The 17,023-nt window shown below is 71.6% G+C and carries 17 protein-coding genes; 5 read left to right on the top strand and 12 right to left on the bottom strand.

Going from position 1 to position 17,023, the window contains the following annotated elements:
• Positions 1 to 5 precede the first annotated feature (5 nt).
• Positions 6 to 1,331, top strand: coding sequence for a GH1 family beta-glucosidase (locus tag ACFYZB_RS18860; RefSeq protein ID WP_388759643.1), 1,326 nt, complete (start codon positions 6 to 8; stop codon positions 1,329 to 1,331).
• Positions 1,328 to 2,584, top strand: a complete 1,257-nt coding sequence (locus tag ACFYZB_RS18855) for an MFS transporter (protein ID WP_388759640.1) — start codon at positions 1,328 to 1,330, stop codon at positions 2,582 to 2,584. Before ACFYZB_RS18860 ends, ACFYZB_RS18855 begins: the two co-directional genes overlap by 4 nt.
• A gap of 18 nt (positions 2,585 to 2,602) precedes the next feature.
• Here the strand turns inward: ACFYZB_RS18855 and era are convergent, their stop codons facing one another.
• On the bottom strand, positions 2,603 to 3,556 hold the full coding sequence (gene era, locus ACFYZB_RS18850) for a GTPase Era (protein ID WP_351203093.1): 954 nt from the start codon (positions 3,554 to 3,556) through the stop codon (positions 2,603 to 2,605).
• Between the two features lie 152 nt (positions 3,557 to 3,708).
• Here era and ACFYZB_RS18845 point away from each other — a divergent pair, with 152 nt between their 5' ends.
• Both ACFYZB_RS18845 and ACFYZB_RS18840 read left to right on the top strand, forming a co-directional pair.
• Complete coding sequence (locus tag ACFYZB_RS18845) at positions 3,709 to 5,025, top strand: ammonium transporter (protein WP_388759636.1); 1,317 nt, start codon at positions 3,709 to 3,711, stop codon at positions 5,023 to 5,025.
• Entirely contained in the window at positions 5,022 to 5,360 is a 339-nt protein-coding gene (locus ACFYZB_RS18840) for a P-II family nitrogen regulator (protein ID WP_228620382.1), read from the top strand. The genes ACFYZB_RS18845 and ACFYZB_RS18840 overlap by 4 nt, the downstream gene beginning before the upstream one ends.
• Here ACFYZB_RS18840 and ACFYZB_RS18835 read toward each other — a convergent pair.
• The 5 genes from ACFYZB_RS18835 to ACFYZB_RS18815 all read right to left on the bottom strand — a co-directional run bounded on the left by ACFYZB_RS18835 (position 5,254) and on the right by ACFYZB_RS18815 (position 9,725).
• Entirely contained in the window at positions 5,254 to 6,264 is a 1,011-nt protein-coding gene (locus tag ACFYZB_RS18835) for a WxL protein peptidoglycan domain-containing protein (RefSeq protein ID WP_388759633.1), read from the bottom strand. The two genes, ACFYZB_RS18840 and ACFYZB_RS18835, sit on opposite strands and share 107 nt — an antisense overlap.
• A 68-nt stretch (positions 6,265 to 6,332) precedes the next feature.
• Positions 6,333 to 7,670 carry a beta-xylosidase gene (locus ACFYZB_RS18830; RefSeq protein ID WP_388759631.1) on the bottom strand — a complete coding sequence of 446 codons (1,338 nt, stop codon included), beginning with the start codon at positions 7,668 to 7,670 and terminating at the stop codon, positions 6,333 to 6,335.
• A 175-nt stretch (positions 7,671 to 7,845) separates the two neighbouring features.
• Positions 7,846 to 8,322 (bottom strand): hypothetical protein, encoded by a 477-nt coding sequence (locus ACFYZB_RS18825; protein WP_388759628.1) that lies wholly within the window; start codon positions 8,320 to 8,322, stop codon positions 7,846 to 7,848.
• Between the two features lie 176 nt (positions 8,323 to 8,498).
• Positions 8,499 to 8,852 (bottom strand): cytidine deaminase, encoded by a 354-nt coding sequence (locus ACFYZB_RS18820; protein WP_388759625.1) that lies wholly within the window; start codon positions 8,850 to 8,852, stop codon positions 8,499 to 8,501.
• Between the two features lie 51 nt (positions 8,853 to 8,903).
• On the bottom strand, positions 8,904 to 9,725 hold the full coding sequence (locus ACFYZB_RS18815) for a helix-turn-helix transcriptional regulator (RefSeq protein ID WP_351203901.1): 822 nt from the start codon (positions 9,723 to 9,725) through the stop codon (positions 8,904 to 8,906).
• Positions 9,726 to 9,885: 160 nt separating this feature from the next.
• On the opposite strand from ACFYZB_RS18815, the gene ACFYZB_RS18810 reads away from it, so the two are divergent.
• Positions 9,886 to 11,316: an MFS transporter gene (locus ACFYZB_RS18810; protein WP_388759622.1), complete on the top strand. Its 1,431-nt coding sequence runs from the start codon at positions 9,886 to 9,888 to the stop codon at positions 11,314 to 11,316.
• Here the strand turns inward: ACFYZB_RS18810 and ACFYZB_RS18805 are convergent.
• The 6 genes from ACFYZB_RS18805 to ACFYZB_RS18780 form a co-directional block, all read right to left on the bottom strand.
• Positions 11,301 to 12,320, bottom strand: coding sequence for a S66 peptidase family protein (locus ACFYZB_RS18805; protein ID WP_388759619.1), 1,020 nt, complete (start codon positions 12,318 to 12,320; stop codon positions 11,301 to 11,303). The two genes, ACFYZB_RS18810 and ACFYZB_RS18805, sit on opposite strands and share 16 nt — an antisense overlap.
• A gap of 42 nt (positions 12,321 to 12,362) precedes the next feature.
• Entirely contained in the window at positions 12,363 to 12,722 is a 360-nt protein-coding gene (locus ACFYZB_RS18800; protein ID WP_351203075.1) for an MmcQ/YjbR family DNA-binding protein, read from the bottom strand.
• Complete coding sequence (locus ACFYZB_RS18795) at positions 12,719 to 14,020, bottom strand: hemolysin family protein (protein ID WP_388759617.1); 1,302 nt, start codon at positions 14,018 to 14,020, stop codon at positions 12,719 to 12,721. Before ACFYZB_RS18795 ends, ACFYZB_RS18800 begins: the two co-directional genes overlap by 4 nt.
• 9 nt (positions 14,021 to 14,029) lie before the next feature.
• A complete protein-coding gene (gene ybeY / locus ACFYZB_RS18790; protein ID WP_030657030.1) occupies positions 14,030 to 14,527 on the bottom strand; it encodes an rRNA maturation RNase YbeY in 498 nt (165 codons plus the stop codon).
• Positions 14,528 to 14,539: 12 nt separating this feature from the next.
• Positions 14,540 to 15,622, bottom strand: a complete 1,083-nt coding sequence (locus ACFYZB_RS18785) for a PhoH family protein (RefSeq protein ID WP_388759614.1) — start codon at positions 15,620 to 15,622, stop codon at positions 14,540 to 14,542.
• 184 nt (positions 15,623 to 15,806) lie between these two features.
• A complete protein-coding gene (locus tag ACFYZB_RS18780) occupies positions 15,807 to 16,964 on the bottom strand; it encodes a carbohydrate kinase family protein (protein ID WP_388759611.1) in 1,158 nt (385 codons plus the stop codon).
• Between the last annotated feature and the right edge of the window lie 59 nt (positions 16,965 to 17,023).

Here is a 17,023-nt window from a genome sequence, read left to right as displayed (position 1 = left end):
CCGGCATGGCGACTGACGCAGGCAATCCGATACCTCGGTTCCCGGCCGGCTTCCTGTGGGGTGTGTCGACCTCCGCCCATCAGATCGAGGGGGCGGCGGACGAGCGCGAGGCGTCCGTGTGGGACGTGTTCACCGCCGAGCCGGGCCGGGTGAAGGACGGTACGACGGCGGCGGTGGCCTGTGACCACTACCACCGCTACCGGGAGGACGTGGCCCTCCTCACCGGCCTCGGCGTGGACGCGTACCGCTTCTCCGTCTCCTGGCCCCGCGCCGGCTCGCCCGGCGGCCTGGACTTCTACGACCGCCTGGTGGACGAGCTGTGCGCGGCGGGCGTACGGCCCGTGCCCACCCTCTTCCACTGGGACCTGCCCGCCTCCCTGGAGGAGACCGGCGGCTGGCTCCGGCGGGACACGGCGGCCCGGTTCGCCGACCACGTGGCGGTGGTGGCCGAGCGGCTCGGCGACCGGGTGGAGAAGTGGATCACCCTCAACGAGCCGGCGGAACACACCCTCCTGGGCCACGCCATCGGCGCCCACGCCCCCGGCCGGCGGCTCCTCTTCGACGCCCTCCCGGTCGCCCATCACCAGCTCCTCGCCCACGGTCTCGCGGTACGGGCCCTGCGCGCGGCCGGGGCGACGGACATCGGCATCGCCAACTCCCACGGCCCCACCTGGCCGGCCTCCGCCGAACCGGCCGACGCCGAGGCGGCCGGCTTCTACGACGTCCTGCTCAACCGCCTGTTCGCCGAGCCGGTCATCCTCGGTCAATACCCGGACGGCATCGGCGAGTTGATGCCGGGCGACGTGCAGGAGGACCTGAAGGTCGTCGCCGGGCCCGTCGACTGGTACGGCATCAACTACTACGCACCCACGCGGGTCGGTGCACCCGGCGGCACCGACAGCGAGTACGGCGGCCTGGCGCTCCCCGCCGAACTGCCCTTCTCGGTGCGGGAGATCGAGGGCCGTCCGGTGACCGACTTCGGCTGGCCGATCGTGCCCGAAGGCCTCACCGAGCTGCTGTGCGGCTTCCGCGAGACCTACGGCGACAAGCTGCCGCCGATCGTCATCACCGAGAACGGCTGCTCCTACGACGGCCTCGACGACCGGGACCGCATCGCCTACCTGGACGCCCACATCCGCGCCCTGCACACCGCGATGGAGGCCGGCGTGGACGTGCGCGGCTACTTCGTGTGGTCCCTGATGGACAACTTCGAGTGGGCCGAGGGGTACGCCCGCCGCTTCGGCCTGGTGCACGTGGACTACGCGACGCTGCGGCGCACCCCGAAGGCCTCTTACCACTGGTTCCGGGACGTGCTCCGGGCGCAGAGATGACCACGGTCGGTCGTTCGGCCGCCGCCCTCGCCGAGCCCGTCGAACCCGTCGGCCGCGGCTGGACGACCGCCCTGTCGCTGGCCAACGGGGCGATCTGGGTCGGCTGGTTCGGCCCGCTGCAGATCCTGCTCGCCGCCCAGGCGAAGGACTTCGCGCCCGGCTCCGGGATGTCCAAGGAGACCATGCTGGCCTGGGTGACCGGCGCCGGCGCGGTGGTCTCCCTGCTCGCCAACCCGCTCTTCGGCGCCCTGTCCGACCGTACGACCGCCCGCCCCGGCCGCCGTACGCCGTGGATCGTGGCCGGGGCGGCGGGCGGCGCGCTGTCGCTGCTGCTGCTCGCGCGGGCGGGCGGGGCGTGGTCCATGGCGCTGGGCTGGTGCCTGGTACAGCTCACGCTGAACGCGGCGTTCGCGGCGGTGACGGCGGCCGTGCCGGACCGGGTGCCCCGGCGCCAGCGCGGCGCGGTGGGCGGCTGGCTGGGCGCGGCGCAGATCCTGGGCGTGGTCGGCGGGACCGGACTCGCGACCCTGGCGGGTGGGACCGGGGCCGGGTACACGGCGTGCGCGGTGTTCACGGCGGCGGGCGTGCTGCCGTACGTCCTGCGCTACGACGACCTGCGGCTGCCGCCGGAGGACCGCCCGCGCTGGTCCTGGCGCGGCTTCCTCGCGGGCTTCTGGCTGAGCCCGCGCCGCCACCCCGACCTCGGCTGGGCCTGGCTGACCCGGTTCCTGATCAACCTCAGCAACTCGCTGGTGCTGTTGTACCTGCTGTACTACCTCCGCGACCGCCTGCACCGCCCGGACCCCGGGCAGGGCGTGCTCGTGCTGACGGCGGTCAACAGCCTGACGCTGATGGCGACCGTCGTGGCGGGCGGCGTCTGGTCGGACCGCGTGGGCCGGCGCAAGCCCTTCGTCGTCTGGTCGGGCGTGCTGATGGCGGTGGCGACGGCGGCCCTGGCCGGCTGGCAGACCTGGCCCGGCGCGATCGTGGCGGCGGCCGTCCTCGGCGTCGGCTTCGGCGTGTTCACCTCGGTCGACTTCGCGCTGATGACGGACGTCCTGCCGAGGGCGCTGGACCGGGGCAAGGACCTGGGCGTCATCAACGTGGCCAACGCCCTGCCCCAGGTGGCCGCCCCCGCGCTGGCGGCGCCGATCGTCACCTACCTGGGCGGCTACCGGGTCCTGTACCTGGTGGCGGCGGTGATCGGGCTGGCGGGGGCGGTGCTGGTGGGGCGGATACGGGGCGTGGAATGAGCCACGGGACGCCGCCGGTCAGAAGCCGAGCTTCCGCAGCTGCTTGGGATCCCGCTGCCAGTCCTTGGCCACCTTGACGTGCAGGTCCAGGAAGACCGGCGTGCCGAGGAGCGCCTCGATGTGCTTGCGGGACTTGATGCCGACCTCTTTCAGGCGCTTGCCCTTGGGGCCGATGATGATGCCCTTCTGGCTGGGGCGCTCGATGTAGACGTTGGCGTGGATGTCCAGGAGGGGACGGTCCGCGGGACGGTCCTCGCGCGGGAGCATCTCCTCCACGACCACGGCGATGGAGTGCGGCAGTTCGTCGCGGACGCCCTCCAGCGCGGCCTCGCGGATCAGTTCCGCGATCATGACCTGCTCGGGCTCGTCGGTGAGGTCACCCTCGGGGTAGAGGGCCGGGCCCTCGGGGAGGAGGGGGATGAGGAGGTCGGCCAGGAGGTCCACCTGCTTGGCGCCCACCGCCGACACCGGCACGATCTCCGCCCACTCGATGCCCAGGTCCTTGCCGAGCTGGTCGATGGCGATCAGCTGCTCGGCGAGCGTCTTGGAGTCGACCAGGTCGGTCTTGGTGACGATCGCGACCTTCGGGGTCTTCCGGATCCCGGCCAGCTCCTTGGCGATGAAGCGGTCGCCGGGACCGATCTTCTCGTTCGCCGGGAGGCAGAAGCCGATCACGTCGACCTCGGCCCACGTGGTCCGCACGACGTCGTTGAGCCGCTCGCCGAGCAGCGTGCGCGGCTTGTGGAGCCCCGGCGTGTCCACCAGGATCAGCTGGGCGTCCGGACGGTGCACGATCCCGCGCACCGTGTGCCGGGTCGTCTGCGGCTGGTTGGCGGTGATCGCCACCTTCTGCCCGACCAGAGCGTTCGTGAGGGTGGACTTGCCCGCGTTGGGACGGCCCACGAAGCAGGCGAAACCGGCGCGGTGGACGGCCTCGGCCGACTGCTCGGATGACTGGGTACGAACGCTCATGCCGTTCATTGTCCCTGATCCACGAGGCCCCGCCGTACCGTGAGGTTTCGGTAACCCCGGCGCAACGAAACGTCACGGAAACACACCTGTGCGCAACCGGAAACGCTCACCGGTGACGCTCTGACGAGCCCGCACACCCGTTGGAGACGCCCGTGACCCTCGCCGCCGCGCACGTCGACACAGGCGACACCGCCTGGCTGCTCGCCGCGACCGCCCTCGTCCTGCTGATGACCCCGGGCCTGGCCCTGTTCTACGGCGGCATGGTCCGCACGAAGAGCGTCCTCAACATGCTGATGATGAGCTTCGTGTCGATCGCCCTGGTCACGGTGGTCTGGCTGGCGGCCGGCTACTCCCTCGCCTTCGGCGACGACGCGTTCGGCGGGCTCATCGGCGGGCTCCAGCACGCCGGGATGGCGCACCTCGGCCCCGGCAGCGTGCACGGCACCGTCCCCACGCTCCTCTTCGCCACCTTCCAGCTCACCTTCGCGATCATCACGGCCGCGCTGATCAGCGGCGCGGTCGCCGACCGGACCAGGTTCTCGGCGTGGCTGGTCTTCGTCCCCCTCTGGACGCTCCTCGTATACGTTCCGATCAGCCACTGGGTGTGGGGGCCGGGCGGCTGGATCGCGAACGCGCTCGGCGCACTCGACTTCGCGGGCGGTATGCCCGTCGAGATCGCCTCCGGCGCCTCCGGTCTCGCCCTGTGCCTGGTCCTCGGCCCGCGGCTCGGCTTCAAGAAGGACGCCATGCGCCCGCACAACCTGCCCATGGTGATCCTCGGCGCCGGTCTGCTCTGGTTCGGCTGGTTCGGCTTCAACGCGGGCTCCGCGCTCGGCGCGAACGGCCTCGCTGCCGCCGCCTTCCTCAACACCCTCGCCGCCGGCTGCACCGGCCTGCTCGGCTGGCTCTTCGTGGAGCAGAAGAGGGACGGCCACCCCACCACCCTGGGCGCCGCCTCCGGCGCGGTCGCCGGTCTCGTCGCGATCACCCCGTCCTGCGGCACTGTCTCGCTGCTCGGCGCGCTGGTCGTCGGCCTCGCCGCCGGTGTCGTCTGCTCGTACGCGGTGAGCTGGAAGTTCAGGCTCAACTACGACGACTCGCTGGACGTCGTCGGCGTCCACCTGGTCGGCGGCGTCATCGGCACCCTGCTGATCGGGCTGTTCGCCGAGAAGGCGATGACCGGCGGCACGGAAGGCCTCTTCTACGGCGGCGGGCTCGCCCCGCTCGGCAGGCAGGCGCTCGCCGTGGTGGCCGTCGCGCTGTACGCCTTCGCGGTGACGTACGGTCTGGGCAAGCTGCTCGACAAGGCGATGGGCCTGCGCGCGAGCGAGGAGCAGGAGCACACCGGCCTGGACCTTACGGTGCACGCCGAGACGGCTTACGATCACGGGGTCCTGGGGCACGGCGCCCCGGTCTCCCACTCCCTCCTCACCGGCATCAGCACGCAGAAGGTCGACACCCAGGCATGAAGCTCATCACCGCGATCGTCAAGCCGTACCGTCTGGACGCGGTCAAGACCGCCCTGCAGGAGCTGGGCGTGCACGGTCTGACCGTGACCGAGGCGAGCGGCTACGGCCGGCAGCGCGGCCACACCGAGGTGTACCGGGGTGCCGAGTACCGGGTCGACCTGGTGCCGAAGGTGCGGATCGAGGTCGTGGTGGAGGACGCGGACGCCGAGCCCGTGATCGACGCGATCGTCAGGGCCGCGCAGACGGGGAAGATCGGGGACGGGAAGGTGTGGGCCGTGCCCGTGGAGACGGTCGTCCGCGTGCGGACCGGCGAACGCGGCCCCGACGCGCTCTGACCAGCAGCGTCGCGACCGTCGCGCCCGCGACGAACACCAGCGCCCCGACCAGCCACGGCAGCGCGAGGAAGGAGGCACTCGCCGACTGCCGGGTGCCGGGCGCGCTCGCGGTCAGCGTCACGTCCGCCCGGTCGAGCTGCGGCGCCCCGGACCAGGTCTCGGTGAGCCGTACCGACTGACCCGGCAGCAGCTCGGACGGCACCCGGGTCAGCTCGCGGTCGAGCAGGGTACGGCCGAACAGCCCGTGCGCCTTCAGCTCCACCTCGGGGTCGAGGGTGACGTTCCCGGTGTTGCGCAGGGTGTAGGAGACGGTCGCCGTGCCGGTGCCGAGCCACGGGAGCAGGGGCTGGTGGTGGCTGATGTGCAGCTGTCCGACGGAGAGCGCGGGCAGGGTGGGCCCGCTGACCCGGAGGTAGATCCGGGCGCCGACGGCCCGCTGCACCCCGAGCGCCAGTGAGCCGCCGCCGGGGTCGATCCGCTCGTCCAGGGCGACGACGGCACCCGGATGGTCGCCGGGCTCGGCGCCGTCCGGAACGTGCAGGGTGAAGGGCACGGTGGCGGTGCTGTGCCCGGGGACGGTGATGCGCCCCTTCGCGAGCCGCGCCCAGGCGCCCACGCCGAGCATGCGCTCCTTCAGGGTGCGTACGGCGAAACCGCCGTCCCTGGCGGTGTTGTAGGCGTCGGCCGCGTAGAGCCGGAAGGTGAGTGGCCCGCCGGTCTTGTTCTGTACGGCGACCTTGTCGGTGAGCGTCTGTCCGGGATCGGCGGAGAGGTAGAAGTAGGGCCGCGCGGCGATCTTCGAGGCGACCGGGTAGACGGACCAGCCGCCGTTGTCGGCGGCGTGGGCGGGTGCGGCCTGCCATGCCAGCATCAGGCCCAGGAGGAGGACGTACAGCTTGCGCATGGGTGCGGACCCCCACGGACGGGAGACGGGAGCGGGCGGAGAACGGGCGGGTGCGGACGCCCGCACGCTCAGGTGAGCGTCAGCGTGAGCACGCCGGAGTACGCGCCCGGAGGCGTGAACGCCGGGACGTCCAGGGAGAGTCCGGCGTCGACGGTGAACTCACCGCCGGTGAGCGTGCCGTCGGAGGTCGACGCCAGGGTCGCGCCCGAGGCACCCACACGGCCCGCCGACCCCGCCTTGCAGGTGCTGGGGCTGCCCGCCTTGGTCGCGCACGCGGGCGTCCAGCCCAGCTTTCCGGCGTCGATCCTGCCGCCGGGACCGGTGAAGTCGGTGACCTTGCCGGTCAGGGACCAGCCCGCGGGTCCGCCGCGGAAGTCCTGGACCGTCACCGTCTGCAGCTTGCCGGTCGAGGCCCCGCCCTTGCCGAAGTCGACCGCCGACAGCGCGACGGAGTCCCCGGCCTGGGACATGGACAGCGTGCCCGCCTTGACGGTGGTGGTCAGCTTCTGACTGCCGGGCGGGACGGGGGTGTTGTCGTTGACGACGTAGGCCGCGGGTCCGGCGCCCTTGTCCGCGCTCCAGGAGCCGCCCTCGTAGGCCACGATCCCGGTCGTCGTCCTGTCGTTGACGACGAGGGAACCGCTGAAGGAGCCCTGGGCGTTCGCGGTGGCGGTCGCCGTGTCGGCCGTCTGCCGGTCCCCGGACCGCCCGGCCAGGGTGACCGTGGCGCCCGGCGTGAAGTTGGTGCCGTTGACCGTGACACCGGCACCGGGGTCACCGGAGGCCGAACTCAGCGAGATGGCCCGGGTGTTGGCCGGGGTGCCGTCGGTCGCGGTGACGGTCTGCGACACCGGTGCGGGCGGGTTGGTGACCGTGCACGGGGTGTCCAGCTCCAGGATGTAGCTGGTGTGGATGTTGTAGTCGCCGGGCGAGAGGGTGATCTGCCCGGCCTTGGTGACGGTGAACGTGCCGGTCATGGAGAAGGACGGGAAGGCGGCCTTCCCCGGCACCGGCGGGTTCTTCTTCGGCCCGGCGACGGTCACGTCCCCGGTCTGGGCGCCGCCGAGGGTCACCTTCCCGGTCGGGGTCATGATGTCGGCGGGCAGGGCGAGGTCGGTGGGGTTGCTCGCGGCGGCGGTGACCACGGTGTAGGTCACGGTGACGGTGTCGCCGACCTTGGGGCTGGCGTTGTCCACGGTCACGTCGGCGGTCGTGGTGCCGTCGATCGGCGGGATGCCCGCGACGGCGGGCGGTATGCAGTGCGTGGCGAAGTCCACGTTCGTGCCGGCGGCACCGGCCGGACCGGCCAGCGCGCCGCCGGCGGTGACCGCGAGCGCGGTCGCCCCGAACAGGGACGCCCAGCGCCACCGTCGGGATCTTCGTGGTCTTGGGGGTGTCGAACCCATGGGGCCCCCTCCTGAGGGTTGCGGGCGCAGCGGCTCATCTGCGCCGACAGGGGGCATTGATGTGGAGCCGGGGTGAGAAGTCAATGGAGATGCCGCAGAAATCTGACGGATCATCAGTTCTCGTCGGTTTCTGCGGCATCCGGAACAGATCGCTCAGTTCGGTCGGCGGGCGGGATCAGTCGAAGACGAAGGGGCCGGGCGACTGCGGGCCGTTCGCCGTGCAGGTCACGGTGACTCCGAAGATCACCATCTTCAGCGAGCCGCCGTAGGCGTCCAGGCTGTCACCGGAGGCGACGGTGCCGGGGAGCGGGCCGACGCTGACGGCGTCGCCGGTGTTCATGGCGGGGTTCCTGGTCCCGCTGAACACCACGGAGCCGCCGCCGGCCTTGGCCAGGGTGAGGGTGGAGGAGATGGAGTCCTGCGCGACCGCGACCGGCGCGGTGATCGCGGAGGAGGTGAGGGTGATGGTGGCCGAGGTGCCGCTCTGGGTGGCGGTGAGCGTGGCCGCGCCGCCGCCGAAGATGCCGCAGCTCGCGGTGATGGTCGCCGACTGTGGGGTGACGGCGGCCGCGGTGGGTGCGAAGGCGAGTCCGGTGACCGCGAGGGCCCCGGCGGCCAGTGCCGCACCGGTTGCCGTGCGCTTGCCTCTCATGGGGATCCGCTTCCCTTCCCTGTGGGGAGTGCGCTGTGGGGGGACGCCGACGGGCGGGTGCGGATCTGACGACCCGTCGGGTGTACGGCTTCATTGATGCGCAGGGGCAGGAACCCAACAAGGTTGAATTCCAGCCGACCTTTCGTTCGGCCGGTACGGGCGCGCCCCCCGGTACGTCAGCCGGCGGAAACGGTCACCCGTACAACGCCGTCGAGCCCGGCCAGCAACACCGGCGTCCCCGCACCCCCGAGATCGGCCACCGCGGCCAGGTCCTCCCCCGGCACCGACTCCACGTCACTCACGACCGCCGCCGCCTCCAACGACGTAGCCCCGGAAGCCACCGCCATGGCGACGGCGGTCCGCAGCGCGCTCAGCCTCAGCGAGGGCAGCGAGACCGACCCGGCGGCATACGTACGCCCGGTGTCGTCCCGTACGGCCGCCCCCTCCGGCACACCGTTGCGGACCCGCACGGAACGGGCCAGGGTCACGATCTTGCGGTCCTCGGGGTCAAGCGCGTTGCTCTCGGTCATGCCCAGAGCATACGAACCCGCAGCCCGCGCACCCCGCCAAGGGGTGGCTCGTCACCCCGCCACGGGGTACATCGCACCCCGCCGCCCCTCCGGAGAGGCCAGCCACTCCAGCTTCGCCGCGGTGTTCGCCTCGTCCAGCGGAGTGTGCAGCACGATCATCAGATCGGGCCGGGCCGGCACCTTCATCACCGTCGACTCCACGACCAGCAGCCCGACCAGCGGATGCTCCAGCTCCTTGCGGATCTGCCCCTGGTCCTCGATGTCCCGCTCCGCCCACATCGCCCGGAACTCGGCGCTGGCCTCGTTCAGCTCGGCCAGCACCGCCTGGAACCCCTCGTCGTCCGGCCGCGCCGCGCACGCCGCCCGGAACTGCGCCACGACCGTGCGCGCGTTCCGCTCCCAGCTGTGGCTGCGCGACCGGTACAGCGGGTCGACGAAGAAGTCGATGAGACAGTTCTGCGTGATGTCCGGCCGCATGCCGAGCACGATCGCGGCCGCGTCGTTGTACATCACGCAGTTGTAGTACAGGTCCATGATGTGCGCCGGATACGGCATCCAGGTGTCGATCAGCCGCCGCAGCCCGTCGCACATGTCCCGCTTCTCCGGCGCCACTTCGGGCGCCGGCGGGTTCATCCCGGCCAGCAGGTACAGATGACGGCGCTCGGCGTCGCTCAGCCGCAGCACCCGGGCGACGGCGTCGAGCACCTGCGGGGAGACGGAGATCTCCCGCCCCTGCTCCAGCCACTGGTACCAGGAGGCGCCCACCCCGGCCAGCACCGCGACCTCCTCCCGGCGCAGTCCGGGCGTACGGCGCCGGCCGCCGCCGACGGGCAGTCCGGCCTCCTCGGGGCTGACCCGGGCCCGTCGGCTCATCAGGAACTCGCGCAGTTCTTCGCGCCGGTGACTCCTCGTCGCCTCAGCAGCAGGCACGTACCGCTCCTCCCCCGTCGTGATGGGCCCCGTGTCTGGTGGTGCCACCACCACCATAAGTTCCGACTCCCCACCGGTATTCCGTTCGCCCGAAGCTCTTGCCATGGCGATCGACACCACCACCCAGACCACCACCTCCACGGGCACACCGCTCGACACCCCCCGGCCGCCCCGGTTGTCGACGCGCGACAAGCTCGTCCTGTTCGTCCTGTGCGCCGCCCAGTTCATGGTCGCGCTGGACTTCTCCGTCCTGAACGTGGCCCTGCCGGAACTCGGCACCGACCTCGGCATGAGCCGCTCGGCCCTGCAGTGGGCGGTCACCGCGTTCGCGCTCCCGTCCGGCGGCTTCCTGCTCCTCTTCGGCCGCATCGGCGACCTGTACGGCCGCCGCAAGCTGTTCCTGACCGGCCTGGCCCTGTTCGGCGCGGCCTCGCTGCTGGCCACCCTCGCCTGGGACCCGGCGTCCTTCCTGACCGGGCGCGCGCTGCAGGGCCTCGGCGCCGCGGCGATCGTCCCGACCGCCATGTCCCTGCTGACCACCACCTTCCCGGAGGGCCCGGCCCGCGACCGCGCCCTCGGTATCGCCGGCACGGTGATGTCGCTCGGCTACACGGTCGGCATGGTCGCGGGCGGGATGCTGACCGACACGCTCGGCTGGCGCTCCACGATGGCCCTGCTCACCGTGTCCGCGCTGGTCGTGCTGCCGCTGTCCCCGGGCCTGCTGCCGGAGTCGCGCACCCCGGACCGTCCGCGCCTGGACGTGCCCGGCGCGGTCACCGTCACCGCCGGCCTGCTGTCCCTGATCTACGCCCTGTCCACGGCCGCCGACCAGGGCTTCGGCCGCGCGGACGTCATCACGGCGCTGGTCGCCGGCGTGCTCCTGCTGACCGCGTTCACGGTCGTGGAGTCCCGTACGGCCGCTCCCCTCGTCTCGCTCCCCATGCTGCGCCGCCGCACGGTGGCGTGGGGCAACGTGGGCGGTCTGGTCACCTTCTCGATGATGTCGACGGTGATCTTCGTCCTGACCCTGTACCTCCAGGAGATCCTGCGCCTGTCGGCCTTCGAGACCGGTCTGGTCTTCGGCGTCCAGGGCGTGCTGTCGGCCGTCGCCGGCACCCTCGCCCCGAAGGTGATCGGCCGCTTCGGCGCCCGCCGCACCCTGGTCGGCTCGCTGACCGGCCAGGGCGCGCTGATCGCGGCGCTGCTCCTGCTGAACTCCCACGTCTGGTCGGTGTGGCTCGCCACCGCGGCCGTGTCCCTGGCCAGCATGTTCCATCTGGGCGCGATCATCTCGTACGGCCTGACCGTCACCTCCGGTGTCCCGGACGAGGAGCAGGGCCTGGCCACCGGCCTGGTGACCTCGACGCAGCAGGTCGGCATCACGGTCGGCATCCCGCTGCTGGGCGTCCTGGCCACCACGTCCCACGACCTGCTGACCGGTGTCCACACGGTCCTCGCCCTGGACTCGGCGATCGTGCTCGCGGCCGCCGTCCTGGTCGGGCTGGGCCTGCGCCGACGTCAGACCAGGGTCTGAACGATCTCGCTCCGCGCGGCCGTGTGCACCACACGGCCGCGCGCGCCGTTGACCAGGGGGAGGTGGGGCGCGACATGTCCGCACTCGACATCGGCGACGATCGGCACCCCGAGTGGCCCGAGCGCGTCGAGCACGGCCTCGTGCTGGGTGAGGGTGGGGCTGTCGGGGGCGTGGGTGCGGCCGACGAGGACGGCGGCGGCACGGTCGAAGAAGCCGGCGAGGCGCATGCCGTGCAGGTTGCGGCAGATGGTGAACGCGTTGTCCTCACAGGCCTCTACGTAGAGGAGCAGCGGCTCGTCCCCGGCGAACCGAGAGGTGTCGAGGTACGGCGTCCCCGCGAGGTTGACGAGGGTCTCGATGCAGCCGCCGATCAGCCGGCCCTCGACGTCCACGTCCCCGGCCCCGTCGAGCCGGGTCCACCTGCCCTCGGCGTCCAGGGTGAGGTCGCGGACCTCCGGGTTCGCGGCCCAGTCGTCCCGGCCGCCGGACCGGTACCGTCCGGGCGGGGTCTGGCCGAACGGCTCACCCTGCGGCGCGGCGACGACGTCGAGCCAGGACAGCAGCCCTTCCGGCGTCCGGTAGGGCGTGTCCATGAGGTTGTTCCCGTGGACGGTGGCGACCCCCGTCAGCAGGGTCAGCGGGGTGATGACGGTCGACATGTCGGAGTACCCGACGACCCAGGTCGGCTCGGCGCGCCGGATCGCCCCGAAGTCGAGCAGCGGCAGCAGATCGATCGCGGTCTCCCCGCCCCACGGAGGCACCACGGCGCGGATCGCCGGATCGGTCAGCATCTCCGTCAACTCGGCCGCGCGCCCGGTGGCCGGGGCGCTCAGGTGCGTCGATCCGTCCATGCACCGGCCGACGACCACCTCGTACCCACGTGACTCGATCTCCCGGACCGCGGCGTCGAGCCGCCCCCGGAGTTCCTTGGCCACTCCGGAGGAGGGAGAGGTCACACCGATACGGTCACCGGGGCGCAGCGGGCGCGGACATCTGATCGTCATGGGCGACATCCGACCCCGCGCCGCCCGCCCCCGGCAACGGAATTACGGCCGGTCCAGCCGCAGCCGCTCCGCCCTGGGCAGCCCCGCGACCACGAGGTCGTACGAGTCCTCGATCAGCTCGCGCACCAGCCGCTCGGGGAGCGCCCCGTCGACCGTCACGGTGTTCCAGTGGCGTTTGTTCATGTGATACCCGGGGATGATCAGCCCCTCGTGCTCCCCGCGCAGCCGGACCGCGTCCTCCGGGTCGCACTTGAGGTTGACCGTCAGGGGCCGCGCGCCCAGGTTCGTCAGAGCGAACATCTTGCCCAGCACCTTGAAGACCGAGGTCTCGGGATTGAACGGGAAGTCCTCCACCACCGCGTTGAAGGACAGGCAGAAGGCGCGCAGTTGCTCGGGCGTCACTCGGCGTTCGCCTCCTCGGCGGCCGGCACGGGGACGGGTTCGACCAGGACCGTCACGATCTTGTTCCGGCGTCCGGAGGCGGCCTCCGCGGTCAGCTTCAGACGGCGCTCGTCGGGCAGCTCGACCTCGGCGGACGCGCCCGCGATGGGCACCCGGCCCAGCGCCTTGGCGAGCAGTCCGCCGACGGTCTCCACGTCCTCGTCGTCGTACTCCTCCAAGCCGTACAGCTCGCCGAGGTCGGTGATGTCCAGGCGGGCGGTGACCCGGAAGCGGTCGTCGCCGAGTTCGACGACCGGGGGGAGTTCGCGGTCGTACTCGTCGGTGATCTCGCCGACGATCTCCTCGAGGATGTCCTCGATGGTGACGATGCCGGCGGTGCCGCCGTACTCGTCGATGACGACGGCGACGTGGTTGCGTTCCTTCTGCATCTCGCGCAGCAGGTCGCCGGCGTTCTTGGTGTCCGGCACGAAGGCGGCGGGCCGCATGGCCGTCGAGACCAGGTCGCTCTCCGCCTCCCGGCTGATGTGCGTCTTGCGGACCAGGTCCTTCAGGTACACGATCCCGACGATGTCGTCCTCGCTCTCCCCGGTGACCGGGATCCGGGAGAACCCGGAGCGCAGGGCGAGGGTGAGGGCCTGCCGGATGGTCTTGAAGCGCTCGATGGTGACCAGGTCGGTGCGCGGCACCATGACCTCGCGGACGAGCGTGTCACCGAGCTCGAAGACCGAGTGCACCATGCGGCGCTCCTCGTCCTCGATCAGCGACTCCTTCTCGGCGAGGTCGACCAACGCCCGCAGCTCGGCCTCGGAGGCGAACGGGCCACGCCGGAAGCCCTTGCCGGGCGTCAGCGCGTTACCGATGAGGATCAGCAGCGAGGGGATCGGGCCCATGATCCGGGCCAGCGGCAGCAGCACGTACGCCGCCACCGTGGCGGTGTTCAGCGGGTGCTGACGGCCGATGGTGCGCGGGGACACCCCCACGGCGACGTACGACACCAGGACCATGACCCCGATGGCGATCAGCAGGGCCTGCCAGGTGGCGCTGAACTCCTCCAGGCAGGCGTAGGTCACCAGGGCCGCGGCCGCCATCTCGCAGGCGACGCGGACCAGCAGGGCCACGTTCAGATAGCGGGTGGGGTCGGCGGCGACCTGGGCCAGCTTCGCGCTGCCGCGGCGGCCGGACTTGACGGCCTCCTCGGCGCGGAAGCTCGAGATCCGGGCGAGGCCCGCCTCCGCGCAGGCGGCGAGCCAGGCGACGACGACCAGCGCGATCGCGCCGATCACGATCTGCGGAGACATACGGCCCGCTTATGAGACGGTCGGCGCCGGGGACGGCCCGGTCAGCCCGCGCTCGGCACGCCAGCCGTCCACGATGGCGGCCTGGAGCCCGAACATCTCCGCCTTCTCGTCCGGCTCCTCGTGGTCATAGCCGAGCAGGTGCAGCACCCCGTGGACGGTGAGCAGCTGGAGCTCCTCGTCCATGGAGTGCTGCGTCGGGGCTTCCGCCCCTTGCTTGGCGGCGACCTCCGGGCACAGCACGATGTCGCCGAGCAGCCCCTGCGGCGGCTCGTCGTCGTCCTTGGACGGCGGCCTGAGCTCGTCCATCGGGAACGACATGACATCGGTGGGACCCGGCAGGTCCATCCACTGGATGTGCAGCTGCTCCATGGCGTCGGCGTCCACGACGATCACCGAGAGCTCGGAGAGCGGGTGGATGCGCATCCGCGCGAGCGCGTAGCGGGCGATGTCGAGGATCGCCTGCTCGTCGACCTCGGTGCCGGACTCGTTGTTGACGTCGATCGACATGGTCGTGCTGGTCTACTTCCCCTTGGAGCCCTTGGCGCCGGACTTGCCACGGCCGCCCTTGTGGGTGCCGTTCTCGGTGCCGTGCTTGCTGTCGTACAACTCGTACGCGTCGACGATACGGCCCACCAGCTTGTGCCGTACGACATCGTGGGACGACAGCCGGGAGAAGTGGACGTCCTCGACGCCCTCCAGGATCTCCTGCACCTGCCGCAGACCGCTCTTGGTGCCGTTCGGCAGGTCGACCTGGGTCACGTCACCGGTGATCACGATCTTCGAGTCGAAGCCGAGGCGGGTGAGGAACATCTTCATCTGTTCGGGGCTCGTGTTCTGGGCCTCGTCCAGGATGATGAAGGCGTCGTTGAGGGTACGGCCACGCATGTAGGCGAGCGGGGCGACCTCGATCGTCCCGGCCGCCATCAGCCGCGGGATGGAGTCCGGGTCGAGCATGTCGTGCAGCGCGTCGTACAGCGGGCGCAGGTAGGGGTCGATCTTCTCGTAGAGCGTGCCCGGCAGGAAGCCGAGCCGCTCCCCCGCCTCGACCGCGGGCCGGGTCAGGATGATCCGGTTGACCTGCTTGGACTGCAGGGCCTGTACGGCCTTGGCCATGGCCAGGTAGGTCTTGCCGGTACCGGCGGGGCCGATGCCGAAGACGATCGTGTGCTTGTCGATCGCGTCGACGTACCGCTTCTGGTTGAGGGTCTTCGGGCGGATCGTCCGGCCCCGCGAGGACAGGATGTTCTGCGTCAGCACCTGAGCCGGGGTCTCCGGGCCGTCGCTCGTCCCGTTCTCGCTCGCCTTGAGCATGGCGATCGAGCGTTCCACTGCGTCCTCCGTCATCGGCTGCCCGGTGCGGAGCACCAGCATCATCTCGTCGAACACGCGCGAAATGAGGGCGACGTCGGCGGGGGCGCCGGCCGCGCTGATCTCATTGCCCCGGACGTGTATGTCGGCCGCCGGGAAGGCCCTCTCGATCACACGCAGGAGGGAGTCGCCGGAACCCAGCACGGTCACCATGGGGTGCTGGGCGGGGACGGTGAACTGCGCTCTCGCCTGCTCCTGCGCGGGGGTGGTGTGAGCTGTGGGTGTCTGTGTCATGGGCCGGCGCTGAAGGCCTGCGCTTCCTCCTCGTCACGGCCGCGTAGCTGAGGGCGGCCTCGCGATTCCAGGGTACGACGGGGCACGGACAAGCCCGTAGGGCTTTTCATACGGCCACTTCTCAGCGGGCGGCTTGGAGTGGGTGGGCGGGAAACGGGGGACCAGGGGGCGGAGCCCCGGTACGTCAGGTGGAGCGACGGAACCCGACAGTCGGCACCGCACGCCGCAGCGGCCACGCCTGATCCAGCTCCTCCGGCACCAGCCCCTCCAGGAACGCGTACCTCTGCAACGCCGCCGGATCCTGACCGGGAAGGGCCTGCACCCTCCGCCACCACGCGCCGATCTCCGACCACCCCGGCGCCGAAAGGGACCCCCCGAACTCCTGCACCGACAGCGCCGCCGTGAGCCCGGCGAAGGCCAGCCGGTCCGCCAGCGGCCACCCCGCCAGCGACCCCGTCACGAACCCGGCGACGAAGACGTCCCCCGCCCCCGTCGGATCCAGTGCCTCCACGGCGATCGCCGGCACCTCCGCCGCCTCCCCCGTCCGCCGGTCCACGGCGTACGCCCCCTCCGACCCCAGCGTCACCACAGCCACCGGCACGTGCTCGGTCAGGGCGTGCGCGGCGAGCCGCGGACAGTCGGTCCCCGTGTACCGCTTCGCCTCCTCCGCGTTCGGCAGGAAGGCCTCGCAGTGCTCCAGATCGGCCAGCCCGGCGAGATCCCACGCCCCGGTGTCGTCCCAGCCGACGTCGGCGAAGATCCGGGTCCCCTCCCGCGCGGCCTGCGCGATCCACGGCGCGCGGGAACCGGGCGTCAGTGAGGCCACGGCGGCCCGCGCGCGTGCCGGGCACCGCGCGGCCCCCTCCTGGATGAGCACGGCCTCCGGCGGCGGCTCGTGCCCGTGGGAGACCATCGTCCGCTCGCCCTCGTACGCCATGGACACCGTCACCGGCGAGTGCCAGCCGGGCACGGTCCGGGACGACGACAGATCGATGCCCTCACCCTGGGCGAGCGCGTCCCAGCAGTACTCGCCGTAGTGGTCGTCCCCGAAGGCGGCCGCCAGGGAGGTCTTCAGGCCGAGCCGGGCCAGGGCCGTGGCCATGTTGGCGACCCCGCCGGGGCTGGAGCCCATGCCCCGGGCCCAGGACTCGGTGCCGCGCACGGGCGCCGAGTCCAGGCCGGTGAAGATGATGTCGAGGAAGACCGTGCCCGTCAGATAGACGTCCCAGGGCGGATCGCCGGGCCGGCGCAGCGCGGCGAGCGGATCGACCCGGGCCTGACAGCGCGCGGCCTGGGTGAGGTGTTCCGGTTCCTCTCCGGTGATCGTGTGCGAGGCGGTCACGGTGCGCTCCCTGGCATGGTGCGGATCTGGCCAGTGTGCACCAATCAGCCCGCCGCACA

It is taken from the genome of Streptomyces sp. NPDC001852, assembly GCF_042891825.1.
GTDB lineage: Bacteria > Actinomycetota > Actinomycetes > Streptomycetales > Streptomycetaceae > Streptomyces.
Note: the sequence above shows the minus strand (reverse complement) of the source record. Positions and strands in the feature narration are given on the sequence as shown.